Origin of the sequence: Phaeobacter sp. LSS9, assembly GCF_003443595.1 — a bacterium.
Lineage (GTDB): Bacteria > Pseudomonadota > Alphaproteobacteria > Rhodobacterales > Rhodobacteraceae > Phaeobacter > Phaeobacter piscinae.
In genome coordinates, this window is the sequence record NZ_CP031956.1 from 438,108 (window position 1) to 452,720 (window position 14,613).

The following is a 14,613-nucleotide window of genomic DNA, read 5'->3' on the forward strand; positions in this document are numbered from 1 at the left end:
AATCAGCCCTCGTTCTCGGTCTTGGCCACATCATCGCGGGCCGGGTTGATATCCATCGCATGGGTGCTGTCGGTCCCCGGCTGCCAGGCAAAGCGCGACAGGCTCTCCAGCGCCAGCAGAACCGCGCCGACAACCGCCAGGAACACGCCCAGATCAAACAGCGCCGCAGTGGCCCATTCAAACTCCTCCAGCGGTGCCCAATGGATGTAGCCAAAGGCGCTGGTCAGGAATGGCTGGCCACTGAACCACGACCCCATGCCGGTTGCGGCGGCAATCAGCACGCCGGATCCGATGATGCCATGGTAGGGGTAGCGCTGCCGCTCGGTCGCCCAGGCAAAGCCAGACGCCATATATTGCATGATGACAGCAATCGCTGCGATCAGACCGGCGATAAAGCCACCGCCGGGCAGGTTGTGCCCGCGGAAGAAGATATAGGCCGCCACCATCAGTGCCAGCGGCATCATCACTCGGGTCGCCACCACCATCATCATCGGATGGGAGTCACCGGCCTGTGGCAGATCCGGTTTACGGTTCAGCAGATAGGCCCGCACGCGGGTGCCCAAGACCGCTTCGGTCAGGGCAAAAATCACCAGTGCAGCAATCCCCAGCACGATGATCTCGCCAAAGGTGTCAAAACCCCGGAAATCGACCAGGATTACATTGACCACATTGGTGCCGCCGCCGCCCTTGTAGGAGTTCTCAAGGTGAAAGCCGGAAATCGTCTCGCCGATGAAATCACGGGTCATGAGGGCATAGATCAGCCCGCCGACGCCCAGACCTGCAACGCTGGCAATGGAGATATCGCGCAGACGGGCACCGCCGGAGCTTTCGACCGGGGTTTCCTTCGGCATGAAGTTCAACGCCAGCAGCATCAGGATGATGGTGACCACCTCGACCGAAATCTGCGTCAGGGCGAGATCCGGGGCCGACATGTAGTTGAAGCCCATGGAGACCACGAGACCAACAACGCCAATCAGCACCAGTGCCAGCAGGCGATTTCGGTGCATCGCGACAAGGAAACCGGTGGCGATCAACAGGCTGGCCCAACCGAGGATCGGGATCAGGCCCACATCCTGAAGGGTTCGTGTCGGCGCCGCCAATGTGCCGGATTGGTAGGCATAATAGGACAGCACCGCCGTGAAGGTGATCATGATCCCGCCATACCGCGGCATAGAGCCATTGTGCATCCCGTCGGTGATCCCGCGCGCGAGGCGGGTCAGGGCAGCAATCAGCGCCTCGAAAATCACCTTTGCCTCAGGGCGCGGAGTGGCATTCCACAGTCGCATCAGTGGCTTGTGCAGCATCAGCAGCACCACACCGCCAACAACCGCGACCATCGACATATAGAGCGCCGGGGTAAACCCGTGCCAGAGTTTCAGAGAGTAATAGGGCAGCTTCTCGCCACCGATGACCGCAGAGGCTGCTGTGGCGACAAGTGGCCCGACAATCTTCGCCGAGAACAGGCCGATCAGCACCACCAGACCCACAAGGAACGCAGGCGCCAGCCACATACCGGCACCCGGATCATGCGGGGTCGCCGGATAATCATCTCGTTTCGGACCGAGGAAAACATGGGCGATAAACCGGAACGAATACGCCGCAGAGAACAGCGCCCCGAGCAGCGCGAGGCCAGGCACCAAGTAATGTGAGCCAGCCCAGGCCGTGTGCACGGTTTCCTCGAGCATCATTTCCTTGGACAGGAAGCCGTTGAAGGGCGGAATACCGGCCATCGACAGTGCCGCAACCGTCGCAATGGCAAAGGTGATCGGCATCAGGTGCCGCAGGCCGCCAAGACGCTTGATGTCACGTGTATGGGCCTCGTGGTCGACAATGCCGGCACTCATAAACAACGCCGCCTTGAAGGTCGCGTGGTTGATGATGTGGAACACTGCGGCCACCGCCGCAAACTTGGTGCCAAAGCCCAAGAGCATGGTGATCAGCCCCAGATGGCTGACGGTTGAAAACGCCAGAAGCGCCTTCAGATCATCCTTGAACAGGGCGATGATCGCACCCAGCACCATGGTGATCAGCCCGGTTGTCGCAACGATATAAAACCACTCAGGCGTGCCGGCCAGAACGGGCCACATCCGCGCCATCAGGAACAGACCTGCTTTCACCATCGTGGCAGAGTGCAGATAGGCCGATACCGGGGTGGGCGCCGCCATTGCGTGGGGCAGCCAGAAATGAAACGGGAACTGGGCTGACTTTGTGAAAGCGCCGATCAGGATCAGGATCAAGGCGGGAAGATAGAGCGGCGAGGCCTGAATGACCTCCTTCGCGCCGAGGATGACGGTCAGGTCATAGGAGCCAACGATATTGCCGAGGATCAGCATGCCCCCGATCATGGCCAGACCACCCGCACCGGTGACAGTCAACGCCATGCGCGCGCCCTGGCGCCCTTCCGGCAGATGCTTCCAATAGCCGATCAGCAGAAAAGAACTCAGCGAGGTGAGTTCCCAGAAAATCAGCAGCAGCAGGATGTTATCGGATGTGACAATCCCCACCATCGCGCCCTGAAACAGCAGCAGATAGGTGTAGAAATTGCCCATCGGATCTTCGCGCGACAGGTAAAACCGCGCATAAAGGATGATCAGCAGACCAATGCCAAGGATCAACCCCGCAAAGAGGAAGCCTAGTCCATCAAGAAAGAAGTTGGCGTTCAGCCCCAGGGCGGGCAGCCAGTCGAATTGCGCCTGAATGACCTCACCGCGCATCACCGCCGGGGCGTGCAGCATCAGTCCGACAAACGCGAGCAATGTTGTCAGGCCTGCCGCCGATGCCGAGGCATTGCGCCCGGCACGGATCAATAGCGCGGGGAAAACCGCGCCCAGAAAGGGCAGGGCTGCAATCAGGAACAGGGACACGTGCGGTTCTCCTCCATGCACAGGGCCAGATCGTTTGCTGCCTAAGCAATTTTTCGCAACTGTGCCAGCCCCGACCGCGCCTGCAAACCCTGCAAAAGCGGCGATCAGGTTAGTTTTTTGCGCACCGCACCGGTTTGATGCGATCTGGTGTCAGGTTGACAAGAACTTGATCACCATGCGGGATGTCTCATGCTGAACACTATGCAGGAACCTGCTAGGTCTTGGATCATGTAGGACGGCGCCTGTAGTGAGGGGAGAGGCCAGATGTCGCATTCTCAATCAAAACGGTCAGATAATTCCAATCCTCAGTCCAAAGGCGGCGACGGCACTCCACAACTCACGTCCGGGCTGGGCGGTTCTGTGATCTCGCGGCGTCGGTTCCTGCGTGCCGGTGTGGCTGTTGGCGGGTTGGCCGTTGCGGGTGTCGGTGGATACGTCTGGTGGCGCCGCCAGCCCCCGGACCATGATTTGCCGCGCCTGACGGTCGAAGAGGCCTTTGCAAAAGCCAAGGCAGATGAGCTGATCCTGGTGGATATCCGCACCCCGCGCGAATGGCGGGCGAGCGGCGTACCCGTTGGCAGCCATCAGATTGATATGCGGCGCGACGATTTTCTGGCGGCGCTTGATCAGGTTACCGGCGGCAATCGCAGTGCGGCGCTGGCGCTGATCTGCGCGCGCGGCGTGCGTTCGGCCCGTGTGACCCTGGCGTTGGATGCGGCGGGGTATTCCAACGTGATCGACGTACCGGAGGGGATGCTCGGCTCTGCCGCTGGTCCGGGCTGGTTGCGCAGCAATCTACCCGTCGCCCGCTGGACGGGGCAGGGCTGATGCGTCCCGCGATTGTGCGCGCTGGTCGCTGGTGCTTCGGTTTTGCTGTGGCGTTGTCCGGGGTCTCACTCGCATCTGTGGCCGTGGCTGAATGTGGCCCACGGGATGATGCCTGTCAGATAAAGGAGGGGGATTATCACATCGTCCTGCCTGACACGCAACTCGGCGCGGCAATCCCGGCAGTGATGTTTCTGCACGGCTATGGCGGCTCGGGCGAGGCCGCCCTGCGCAATCAGGCGATGGTCGATGGGCTGACCGGGCGCGGCTATGCGGTCATCGCACCCACGGCGCTGCCCCGCAATCCCGGCGGCCCGCGCTCTTGGGCGTTTTTGCCAGATTTCGGTGGCCGTGACGAATCCGCCTTCTTCGACGCAGTCATGGAAGATGCCGAAAAGCAGTTTAACATCGACCGAGAGGCGATTGTTTTATCAGGATTTTCCGCAGGTGCCTTCATGGTCAGCTATCTCGCGTGTTCGTCACCTGATCAGTTCCTTGCCTATGCAACGGTGTCGGGCAGTTTCTGGCGGCCTCAACCAGAGAGCTGCGCGGGCCCAATCCGCCTGATGCATACTCATGGATGGGCGGATGAGGTGGTGCCGCTGGAAGGGCGCTATCTGGGAAATCGGCGCTTCCAGCAGGGCGATATCTTTGCCGGGCTGGAGTTGTGGCGGGATACCAACGGGTGCGACACACATGCGCCAAGCCGCAGTTGGTCCGCTGGCGGTCAGCTGCGGCGTCGCTGGGACTGCGGACCGAACGCGGATATCGAATTGGTGCTGTTTGCGGGCGGTCACCGGGTGCCACGGGATTGGACCAATTGGCTGTTGGATTGGGTCGAGAACAGCGCACTGTCGCAATGAGGCAACAAGTTTCGCGGTCATATTGATGTCGATATCTCAATAAAAATACCCTGAGAAATTTCCTAAAATCTCTCAGGGTTTACGTATTCACACAATTTCGGGCGTGTCACTCAGCTGCGGTGCGATGCGTCGGCACGGTCTCCAATGCCATGCGCAGCCGATTGCGTCGGGCGCGGGCGATGCGGGTGATGCGGGGTTCTTTGTGGACTTCGCGTGTTGCCAGAAGGGCCTTGGCAAAGCGCTGCAACGGCACACCAGAGAGCGCCGACAGCGGCACCGCCAGCACCAGCGATAGCGCGATCGGCAGCAGCCAGACAGAGACCACACCCGCCAGAATACCGCTCCAGAGGGCAACCCCGCTGACAGTTTCCAGCGCATGGCACGTTATCAGCGTCCGCCAGGAATAGCGGCCACCGTCGCGTGCCTGTGGCGACCAGCCTTTTTGCAGGCCGAAGGTGGTACGCAGCACAGCAATCATCTGCTGTACCATCAGGATAGGTGCATAAAGGATTGCAAGTAGGATTTCCACGAACAGCGACAGGGTAAACCGCCCCGCGCCACCATATTCGGAGAACCGGCTGCCGGTCATTGGCAGGGCGACAACAGCCAGCAATTTTGGCGCCAGCAACATGGCATAGATCAGCAGGATCACCAGCACATGGCGTGGCTCTGACATGTCGGGCCAAGACGGCATCAGCGGGTTGGTTTCGCTGAAGTAGGTGAGGACAGAGGCCTCCTCGCCGCGTCCGATCAGTGCCCAGATTACCAGCAACGCGAACCAGACCGGTGCCATCAGATAACCGATGGCCCCATGCAGCAGATGGAACCGCGACAGCGCGCGAAAGCCCTTGGCGTTCAAGAGGTTCAGGTGCTGCAGGTTGCCCTGACACCAGCGCCGGTCCCGTAGCACGTGATCAATCAACGTCTGCGGTGTTTCCTCGTAGGAGCCACGGATACGCGGCAGGAACTGAACACTCCAGCCTGCACGGCGCAGAAGGCCCGCTTCGACGAAGTCATGGCTCATGATCAGCTTCTCACCGCCAAAGACCGAGCGCAGCGGTGGCAGCCCTGCGCAGGCGGCAAAGGCGCGGGTGCGGATGATCGCGTTATGGCCCCAGTAGTTGCCCTCGTGTCCAGCCCAGCGGGCCAGCCCCTCGGCCAGCGCCAGACCGTAGACGCCATTGGCGAATTGCTGCATCCGGCCAAAGACAGACTGCGCGCCGATCAGCTGGGGGTAGCTCTGAATGAGGCCCGCGCCGGGATCGCGGGCCAGCGCATCCGCCAGATGGGCGATCGCGCGTCCCGTCATCAAGCTATCGGCATCCAGCACCAGCATGGCATCCCAGCCCGCGCCCCAGCGGCGCACCCAATCGGCGATATTGCCAACCTTGCGGCCAGCGTTATCTTCGCGGCGGCGATAGTAAAGCTGGGTTCCGGCAGGCAGCATCGCACGCAGAGCCTCTACGCTGGCGCGTTCCTGCGCGGCGATGGCGTCATCGCGGGTGTCGGACAGGATGAACATTGCATAGTCATGAACCCCGCCACGGGCATGCAGTTCTTCCAGCATCGACTGGGCATTGCCCAGCACATACCAGGGCACCTCATTGTAGATCGGCATCAAGAGCGCGACCTTCATCCGCTGGGGGCGGCCTCGTCCCAGGGCGCGCGGCCGTTGCGAAAGACCCCAGAGGCCTAGAAGAACGGTCGAGACCGAAAAGCAGATCCAGAAAAAGTTGAAGGAAATCAGTACCAGAAGCGCGATTTCCAGGGTGGAGAACCCGTCAGCAGCAAACCAGTCCTTCATCCCCCAGGTCAGCAGGCCAGTTGCCGCCATCGCCGGGGAAAAGGCCAGCACCCGCCAGAGCGCAACCTGCCCTTGCGTTGCCTCACCCGTCTGTGCGGATGTGGGGATCCGGTCAGCGAGAGCAGGGCAGGCCTGATCCTGAAAATAGGCGCCGAAGTTCTGCTCCGGCATGGCAAGTGGCTGTTCCGGCGGGGTCAGCGAAAAATTGGTCATTTGGTCCACCGGTATAGCCAGACTTCTGACGCGGGCTGACCGTCCTTGCGCAGCTCTGCGCGCAGCTCGACATGATCGCGCTCGCCCGGATCAAAGGCAAACGCCAGCCGCAAACCACCGGTTTCCGGGTTTTCCTGCAATACGCCTTCGGTCGGGGTGACATGGGGAGAGGTGATATGCGCCTCAAGATCATCCACACCGCCCGCGAACATCGGGTGGGCGGCAAAATCGATGGTCATGATGCGACCGGGATCCCCGAAAATCCGCGCACCGGCCGCCGTGTTGATCACCTGTGGCACAGATAGGTCCGGACCATCGCCCCAGGTCAGCCGGTAGTCGATATTGATTTCGGAACCGGGCGCGTAACTCTCACGTGGGCGCCAATAGGCGACGATATTATCGTAGATTTCTTTGTCGGCCGGGATTTCCACCAATGTGACCGCGCCCTTGTCCCAATCCCCCTTCGGCTCCACCCACAGCGCCGGGCGCTGGTGATAATGGGCCTCCAGATCTTCGTAGTCCGACAGCAGCCTTGGGCGCTGCATCAGGCCAAAGCCACGCGGGTTTTCATCGACAAAGGAAGACAGTTGCAGCGTTTTCGGGTTGGCCAACGGCCGCCATAGGGTTTCGCCATTTCCGTTGACCACCAGCAACCCGTCGCTGTCATGGACTGCTGGGCGGAAATCATCAAACCGGTTGCGGTTGGTCTGATCGAAGAGGAACATCGACGTGAGTGGTCCAAGCCCGATATTGTCCAGCTCTTCGCGGGCAAAGAGGCGCGCCTCGACCTCCATCACGGTGTTCTGACCGGGCAGGATATCGAACCGGTAGGCACCAGAGACCGAAGGGGAATCCATCAGAGCATGGACCACCATATTCTTTTGCCCTGGCACTGGAGCTTCGAGCCAGAACGATATGAATTCAGGGAATTCTTCACCCTTTGCGGTGGCCGTGTTCACGGCCAGTCCCCGTGCCGACAGCCCATAGGTATGGGCGGCCCCGATGGCGCGGAAGTAACTCGCCCCTTGAAAGACGCAGAACTCGGTTTTCTTGCCCGGTTCTTTCAGATCGGTGCGCAGGCGAAAGCCGGAATAGCCAAGGCTGTCGTCAATGCTGAGATCAGGCGCCTTATCGGTTTTGTCAAACAGGGACAGATCAAAGGCCACCGGCTGTGCCAGACCATTTTCAACGGTGAAAATCTCTACCGGGCGGGGGAAGTAGAGCCCCGGCAGGAAGAAATCGACGTTGTAACTGCGCGGGGTTTTCGACCAGAGCGCGTCACGGCTGCGGAACCAGCGGGTCTGATAGTCCTCATAGCTTTGCTCCTGCCAGTCCTGCGGAACGCTGGCGCGGGGCGCATAGGGGGCGGCTGCGAGATCGCGGGCAAGGGACACCACGGTTTCGCGCGAAAAGGCAGGACCACCCGTCGCCAATGCGGGCGATGTCAGCGCCCCAAGCGCAAACGGAGCGGTGCTGGCCAGGGCCGTTGCCAGAAAGGTGCGTCGCGAAAATGCTCTCATCTCTTGGTTTTCCATGGATGCGATTTGAACCAGGCAGCGATATAGGCGCAGCCAATGATCAGGCCAAACCCTGTGAGGTTGAAAAATGCGGTTGTCAGGACAGACCGGTCCGTCAGGTCCATGGCAAAGCCAAGGAGCCGTGCCAGTGCCATTGAGAAGACAAAGACCGCAAGCGATTGCTGACCGACCTTGGTGATCAGCGACAGGAGCACGGCCCAGATGCGGGCCGCCGTAGACTGGCCGGATGCGATCAGCCGTCGACCACCTTCACCAGCGATCACCCAACCGAGATAGGCCAGCGACAGGAAGTGCCCAAAGCGCAGCAGGCCAAAGTCGGTTTTCTCCCGCCATTCCGCCGTCTGTTTCCAGGTAGGACGGATGAGGTCGGCAAGATCCTGGTTCCAGGCCTCGACCCAGAGAAAGACCTTCCAGGACCCAAACGGGGCCAGCAGGACGAGGTAGGCTGCGGCCACGACCACCAGCACGCGGGAAACGGGCGGGGCTGGCAGCCAGCCCTTCATGAAGGCAAAACCGGTAAAGAACAAAAGTTGCCAGCCAAAGGGATTGAAGAACCATTCCCGGCTGGACCAAGGTTCAGCCGAGAGCGACAGCCCATCCGGCCCAAGGCCAACCATATAGGGGTTGGCGAGCAGCCAGATCCCGATTGAAGCGGCAGCCACCGCCCAGATCCCGATACGTTCCAGCCCCATCATCAGCGGCATCAGCGCCAGAACAACCAGATACATCGGCAGGATGTCGAAATAGTTCGGCACATAGCTGAGCGTCATCAGCCCGACCAGCTGCGGCACCGGGTTTTCAAAGAACGGGCGCAGATTGAGCGAGGCGATATAGCTTTTGTCGAAGCTGCCATAAAGATCCAACGCCGCCATGCTGGTCGCGATAAACACAAACAGCCCGATATGGGCCCAGAACACCTGCCAGCAGCGAAACAGAACCCGTGCGCTGCCCATCAGCCATCCTTGACGGCCAAAGGTGCCGCCGAAGGCGATGGCCGATGCCATGCCGGAACAGAAGACAAAGATCTCTGTCGCGTCTGAGAAGCCAAACCGCGCCGGGATCCATCCTGTCCAGCGGTTGCCGGGGATATGGGCACAGAGGATGATGAACATCGCTATGCCCCGGTAGAAATCCAGACGTGGATCACGGGGTGCACGCGGCTGCACATCCGATTGCGGAGCAACCGGGCGATTGGCCACTGGTGTGGTCTCGGTGCCCTTGGCACCGGGAAAGGGCGAGATGGTCGCCATAGGCTGTTGTGTCCTTACTTCGGTTACTCTGCCGGGACGCTTTGTGCGCCTGGCGCACCACGTCCGGCAGTAATCAGGGCGCGGCGCGCCTGGGCATAGCTGTCTTCGGCGCCGCCTCGCTGGGCCCGCCGTTCATTGAGGATGGCCTCCACCGCATCCAGACGCCCCGCCCGGAGGCCTGCATCAATGGTTACGCGTTCAAAGACATCCCGCTGGGCATGACTGCCACCGGCCAGTTGCAGCGAACTGCGACCCGTCGCCAGATAACCGAAGGCCTCGCTGTAGTTGCCTTCGCCAAACGCCTCCAGCCCCAGTGCCAGACCACATCCGGGCGTCGCCATACGGGCATCGCTCTCACTTGCGCCGCGACGGGCGTCGGCATGAATACGTTGCACCAGCTGGCCGGCCTCAAGTTTGCGGTCATCACCAACCAGCGCCAGCAGATAATGCAGGTCAGCAAAGATCAGACAGCCATCCTCGGTTCTGTTAGCACAAAGCTCGGCCAATTCTTCCCAGCGATCGCCAATGGCCACGCCCTCCAATTCCAGCCGCATCAGCAGTGAGGTGGCGTTGGAGATGTCGCGGTAATCATCCGTTTTGTCTTTGCGAATTTCATGATCATAGAGCGCCAGAACCTGTTCGGTTTGACCCTGATCCAAGTGCATTAGCGCTTTGTGCCACCAGACGTGGTAGCGGAAATTGTTGCAATGTGCCCAGGCCTCCTCGCGCCCAGTGAGCCAGTCCAACCCGGCGCGTGAATTGCCTGTCATGTCATGCACATGGGCCACTGCGTGCAGGCCCCAGGCATCATCCGGCGCCATCCAGAGCGCCTGTCGGCCAGTCGCGTCGGCCAGATCGTAAGCGCCCGTCTCCTCAAGCGAGAAAGCATGACAGCCAAGCAGATATCCCCGCCCGGCGTGATCAGGCGCATAGGCAGGCAATACGCGTTCAATGGATCGACGCATGCCCGTGCTGTCACCCAGAATGAAGCGGATCGCATGGCTCAGTTTCATCGCCAGCGCATCCTCCGGGTGGCTGCGCAGCACCGTCTCCATCTCGGCAATTGCAGCGGAGGGACGCCCCTCTAGCCAGGCTCCGAGTGCTGCAATGTAGTGACGCTCGCGCGGGAGGGCGCCGTCTTCGGTAGCCTTGGCGGCGGCATAGGCGTCATGGGCGGCCTGCATCAGCTCTGCCCGGCCCAAGAGCAGGACAAACATGCCCTTGGCAGCCTGCGCCAGTGCAAATTCCGGGGCGGCGTCCAGCAGGGCACCGAGATGCGTTGGCGCCGCGGCGGCATGTGACAGAACCCCCATCTGTACGGCGTTCCAGTTCTCTAGGGCTACGGCGTCTGTCAGGCTGGTGTCCTGGCCAAAAATATCTTGCATCATCGTTTGTCCGATCCGTGTCAAAAACGAAAGCAGTGGCGCTTTGTCGTCGAGCCTAAAGCACGCTATCGCGTCTCGCGATGCCCGCTCGCGGTTTGGTGAAGTGGCGTGTGCAATCTCGTGGGAATAGGGAGCCAACCATGTCGATTGGCAGCGATTTCCCGCATTTTTGCCTATCTGGCAAGCCCGGGATGCCTGACTTTGGCCGAACACCGCCAGTTTCTGTAACACTCGGCCAGATCCTGCCGGTTGCAAAGCGCTAAACGGACTGTTTTCTGCGGGTTCTTAAGGGGATAGGGGCGGCGACCGCCGCGAATCCGCCCGCGTCAACGCAGGCGGATTAAGGGAGCAGAGGTGCTGTGTCGCCGCAAGCGGGGTCAGCGACTCTCTTCGGCAAAGGGGTCCGCCCCCGGTGCCAGAAGGTCAGTGCTGTCGCCACAGGTCGGTGGCGCGTGCCGATAGGTGACCGGTGTGCGCGAGAATTTCAGCGGGTTGCCCAACAGCCTGACAGGCCCGGCAGCAGAGGTCATCTCAATTGTCATCTCGCGGGCCGCAACCTGATCGCTGGCAAAAACCTGATCCAGCGTTTGCACCGGCCCGGCAGGCACCTTGCGGGCCTCCATCGCGGCGATCACCGCGTCGGTGCTATACTGGCGGAGAGCAGGCACCAGAATATCGGCCAGCGCATCGCGGTTCTGCAACCGTGCTGGATTTGTGGCAAACCGCGGATCCCGCGCCAGTCCATCCAGCCCGAGAAAGGACAGGAACCGGCCAAATTGCGCGTCATTGCCCACCGCCAGAATCACATGCCCATCGGAGGTTTCATATAGCCCATACGGCACAATGCTCGGATGCTCATTGCCGCGCCGTTTCGGGGCGGTCCCTGTATTGAGCGTGGCAACACCTTCGTTGATCAGCCAGGCGATCTGCGCATCAACGAGCGCGATATCAACCTGCTGGCCCTCGCCGGTCTGCTCCCTGTGGCGCAGGGCAGCCAATATGCCGACGCAGGCATACATGCCGCACATCACATCGGCGATGCCGACGCCGACCTTCATGGGGCGCCCGTCCGGTTCACCGGTCAGCGACATGATCCCGCCGTAGCCCTGCGCCATCAGATCATAACCGGGCTTCTGCGCGTTGGGGCCGGTCTGCCCGTAGCCTGAGATGGACCCATAGACGAGATGCGGAAACTCTGCATGCAGGCTGTCGTAATCGAGCCCGTATTTGGCCAGCCCGCCGGGTTTGAAGTTCTCCAGCAGAATATCTGCTTCGGCGGCGAGGCGGCGGATCACCTGCTGCCCCTCGGCGGTGGAGATATCCACCTCGACGGAGCGTTTGTTGCGGTTCGCGGCCATGAAATAAGCTGAAAGATCGGATTGCTGACCCTCGGCATCGACCACATAGGGTGGTCCCCACTGGCGGGTGTCATCGCCGCCGCTCTGCGGATTTTCCACCTTCAGCACGCTGGCGCCCAGATCGCCCAGCATCTGGGTGCAGGTTGGTCCCGCCAAAATGCGGGAGAGGTCCAGCACCTTGATGCCTGTGAGGGGACCGTGGGGCAGTTTGCCGTCGGTGGTTGAATCAGATGAGCCCATCATAGGCCTCCCGGTCAAATTCTGCGGCAATAACGGTGAAATGTTCGGCCTGCTGTGCCTCATTCAGGGCGGCGCGCAGGCTGGCGCGGTCGCGAACGCGCACACCGTTACCGCCAAAGGCACGGCCCATGGCGGCAAAATCATGCAGGCCAAAATCAACACCGGCATTGTCGAGGCGGCGCTGGCGTTGTTTGAGGTCAATCAGCGCAAGGCTCGCATCGACAAACACCACGAAAATCGGGGCCACCCCCAGTTCCGCCGCGGTGGACAACTCCCCCGCGACCATGAGGAAGCCAGCATCGCCGGAGAAGCTGACAACCGTGCGCTGCGGCTCGGCCAGTTTGCGGCCAATGGCCATCGGCACCGCGCAGCCCATGGTGCAAAGGCCCGAGGATTGGATCAGCGCGCGGGGCTCCTGACAGCGCCACATTTGCGAGAGCAAAATCCGATGTGCGCCGCTGTCCGCCGTGGCGAGCGTATCGACGGGCAGGACTGACTGACATTCTGCGATAATCGCGGCGGGTCCCCAGTCGGCATCTGCCGCAAATGCCGCAGCAAGGGCGCCGCGAGCCGCTTCCGGCTGTCCGTCAGGCCAGTGCTGATGTGCTTGGGCCGTATCATCAGCAAGCTGTGCGCCGACGGTCAGTGCCCGCAGGCTGGGGGCGAGGCCTGCCACAACAGTCAGGCTGGCGCTGTGCATGTAATGGGTGTTGTCTTCGGCGCAGATGTCGATCACCCGCTGGCGGCTGCAATCCCAAGCGTTGCGCCAGCCCGGGCGCATTTCAATCGGGTCATACCCCAGCGCCAGGATCAGATCGGCCTCCCGCACCAGCGGCAGCAGGTGACGATCCGCCAGAGGCGACAGCCCGGCACCGCCGAGGCAGAGCGGATGATCCTCAGGCAGGATACCCTTGGCCTTGTAACTGGTCACAAAGGGGATCTGGTAATGTTCAAGAAAGGCGCGCAGGCTTGCCCCGGCGTCTTCGGCAACAGCATCAAGACCGATCACCGCAAGGGGGCGGTCTGCCTCCGCCAGCCATGCGCGCGCCTGCGCCAGGTCAGCGGGCTGGGGCTGCGTGGCTCTGGCAGGCGCGAGGCAGGGGCGGTGAGTGCCGGCAGGGGCATCAGCGACAGAAATCGGCACATCGACATGCACCGGCCCGTTGCGTGGCTGGGTTGCAACGCGCAGGGCCTTGTCTGCAATCACACCAGCGGCCTCTGCATCAAGGCGATAGCTGGCTTTGGTGATTGGGGCGAACACTGCCTGATGATCCAGCACCTGATGGGTGTAGGTCGCAGCCTCGACCGCATCGACGCAGCCGGTCAGCACCAGCATCGGCACGCGGTCCTGATGGGCATTGGCCACCACATTCACCCCGTTCAGCGCGCCGGGGCCAAGGGTGGCGACCAGAATAACCGGCGCGCCATCGCTGTGATGCACACCTTCGCCCATGAAGCCGGCACTGTTTTCATGCTTGGCGAGGTGAAAGGTGATCCCCACCTTGGTCAGGGCATCGACAAGGGTCAGAACCTCACCGCCGGGCATGCCGAAGGCGTGGCGGCATCCCGCCGCATATAGCCGCTGTGCCAGCACATCAGCGGCGCGCAGTGGGTCAGTGGCCGCCGCGGCTGCGGAATTGGTTTCAGTCATGAAATCTGCCCTTCGTGAACCTGTCCCGCCAAATTGCCGGAACCGGGCAATGTTGCAAGCCTCCTCACGGGGGTGTGAGCGTCAAGGTGCCGACTGCACAGCCTTTTGCGCAATAGCCTCAAGATGTTGGTCCAGCTCGGCTGCGATGTCTGCGAGCTCTGGCCCGCCCTCCGCCAGATAGGGGGCAAAGACATGGATGGCGGTTTTGTAAGAGAGAGTGGCGTCACCGTTGTCCTCTTCGATCACATAAAGTCGGATCGGTGCCTCGATCATTGCGGCAGTTGAGCGGCGCAGAACCCGCACCGCGTAGTCATTGTTGAAAACACCGATCACCCGATTGCCGGGAATGGTGATGCCGCGCGCGGCGGCGGCCTTGGTCGGGCCTGCTTGGGTGACAACAACTAGGCCCTGTGACTTGGTGGCCGTGATTACGTCGCGGACCAGCTGCGCATAAGGTTTGGTGGTGTGATGTACGGCCCAGCCAGGACGGTTGGTGAGCGGGCCTGCTGCGACGACAGCCGTCTGCAGCAGTGCGAGGCCTGTCAGGACGACGACGGCAGCTGCGCGTTGCAGCGACATCCTGCTGAGCCGGATCAGATCCCTAACCATTGCCATGAACTCC

At 61.4% G+C, this 14,613-nt stretch carries 10 protein-coding genes; 2 read left to right on the top strand and 8 right to left on the bottom strand.

What is annotated here, in order from left to right; genetic code table 11:
* Positions 1–2: 2 nt before the first annotated feature.
* Entirely contained in the window at positions 3–2,864 is a 2,862-nt protein-coding gene (locus tag D1820_RS02165) for a monovalent cation/H+ antiporter subunit A (RefSeq protein WP_118067718.1), read from the bottom strand.
* 264 nt (positions 2,865–3,128) lie between these two features.
* On the opposite strand from D1820_RS02165, the gene D1820_RS02170 reads away from it, so the two are divergent.
* Together D1820_RS02170 and D1820_RS02175 are read left to right on the top strand one after the other, a co-directional pair.
* Positions 3,129–3,692 carry a rhodanese-like domain-containing protein gene (locus D1820_RS02170; protein ID WP_118067719.1) on the top strand — a complete coding sequence of 188 codons (564 nt, stop codon included), beginning with the start codon at positions 3,129–3,131 and terminating at the stop codon, positions 3,690–3,692.
* Positions 3,692–4,552: a PHB depolymerase family esterase gene (locus tag D1820_RS02175; RefSeq protein ID WP_118067720.1), complete on the top strand. Its 861-nt coding sequence runs from the start codon at positions 3,692–3,694 to the stop codon at positions 4,550–4,552. The genes D1820_RS02170 and D1820_RS02175 overlap by 1 nt, the downstream gene beginning before the upstream one ends.
* A gap of 106 nt (positions 4,553–4,658) precedes the next feature.
* Here D1820_RS02175 and mdoH read toward each other — a convergent pair whose 3' ends face one another.
* The 7 genes from mdoH to D1820_RS02210 form a co-directional block, all read right to left on the bottom strand.
* Positions 4,659–6,569 carry a glucans biosynthesis glucosyltransferase MdoH gene (gene mdoH / locus D1820_RS02180; protein ID WP_118067721.1) on the bottom strand — a complete coding sequence of 637 codons (1,911 nt, stop codon included), beginning with the start codon at positions 6,567–6,569 and terminating at the stop codon, positions 4,659–4,661.
* Positions 6,566–8,089, bottom strand: coding sequence for a glucan biosynthesis protein (locus D1820_RS02185; RefSeq protein ID WP_118067722.1), 1,524 nt, complete (start codon positions 8,087–8,089; stop codon positions 6,566–6,568). The genes mdoH and D1820_RS02185 overlap by 4 nt, the downstream gene beginning before the upstream one ends.
* Entirely contained in the window at positions 8,086–9,357 is a 1,272-nt protein-coding gene (locus D1820_RS02190; protein WP_096871101.1) for an OpgC family protein, read from the bottom strand. The genes D1820_RS02185 and D1820_RS02190 overlap by 4 nt, the downstream gene beginning before the upstream one ends.
* A gap of 23 nt (positions 9,358–9,380) precedes the next feature.
* The gene (locus D1820_RS02195; protein WP_118067723.1) at positions 9,381–10,745 is read right to left on the bottom strand and encodes a tetratricopeptide repeat protein; all 1,365 of its coding nucleotides are present in this window, start codon (positions 10,743–10,745) and stop codon (positions 9,381–9,383) included.
* Positions 10,746–11,119: 374 nt separating this feature from the next.
* Positions 11,120–12,340, bottom strand: coding sequence for a CaiB/BaiF CoA-transferase family protein (locus D1820_RS02200; RefSeq protein ID WP_118069981.1), 1,221 nt, complete (start codon positions 12,338–12,340; stop codon positions 11,120–11,122).
* Positions 12,327–13,991 carry a thiamine pyrophosphate-binding protein gene (locus D1820_RS02205; protein ID WP_118067724.1) on the bottom strand — a complete coding sequence of 555 codons (1,665 nt, stop codon included), beginning with the start codon at positions 13,989–13,991 and terminating at the stop codon, positions 12,327–12,329. Before D1820_RS02205 ends, D1820_RS02200 begins: the two co-directional genes overlap by 14 nt.
* A gap of 81 nt (positions 13,992–14,072) precedes the next feature.
* Positions 14,073–14,600 carry a DUF302 domain-containing protein gene (locus tag D1820_RS02210; protein ID WP_118069983.1) on the bottom strand — a complete coding sequence of 176 codons (528 nt, stop codon included), beginning with the start codon at positions 14,598–14,600 and terminating at the stop codon, positions 14,073–14,075.
* Positions 14,601–14,613: the final 13 nt, after the last annotated feature.

Excerpts from the sequence above, each read along its gene's own strand:
- D1820_RS02170 (WP_118067719.1), top strand. The coding sequence starts at position 3,129 with ATGTCGCATTCTCAATCAAAACGGTCAGATAATTCCAATCCTCAGTCC.
- D1820_RS02175 (WP_118067720.1), top strand. The coding sequence starts at position 3,692 with ATGCGTCCCGCGATTGTGCGCGCTGGTCGCTGGTGCTTCGGTTTTGCT.
- mdoH (WP_118067721.1), bottom strand. The coding sequence starts at position 6,569 with ATGACCAATTTTTCGCTGACCCCGCCGGAACAGCCACTTGCCATGCCG.
- D1820_RS02185 (WP_118067722.1), bottom strand. The coding sequence starts at position 8,089 with ATGAGAGCATTTTCGCGACGCACCTTTCTGGCAACGGCCCTGGCCAGC.
- D1820_RS02190 (WP_096871101.1), bottom strand. The coding sequence starts at position 9,357 with ATGGCGACCATCTCGCCCTTTCCCGGTGCCAAGGGCACCGAGACCACA.
- D1820_RS02195 (WP_118067723.1), bottom strand. The coding sequence starts at position 10,745 with ATGATGCAAGATATTTTTGGCCAGGACACCAGCCTGACAGACGCCGTA.
- D1820_RS02200 (WP_118069981.1), bottom strand. The coding sequence starts at position 12,340 with ATGGGCTCATCTGATTCAACCACCGACGGCAAACTGCCCCACGGTCCC.
- D1820_RS02205 (WP_118067724.1), bottom strand. The coding sequence starts at position 13,991 with ATGACTGAAACCAATTCCGCAGCCGCGGCGGCCACTGACCCACTGCGC.
- D1820_RS02210 (WP_118069983.1), bottom strand. The coding sequence starts at position 14,600 with ATGGTTAGGGATCTGATCCGGCTCAGCAGGATGTCGCTGCAACGCGCA.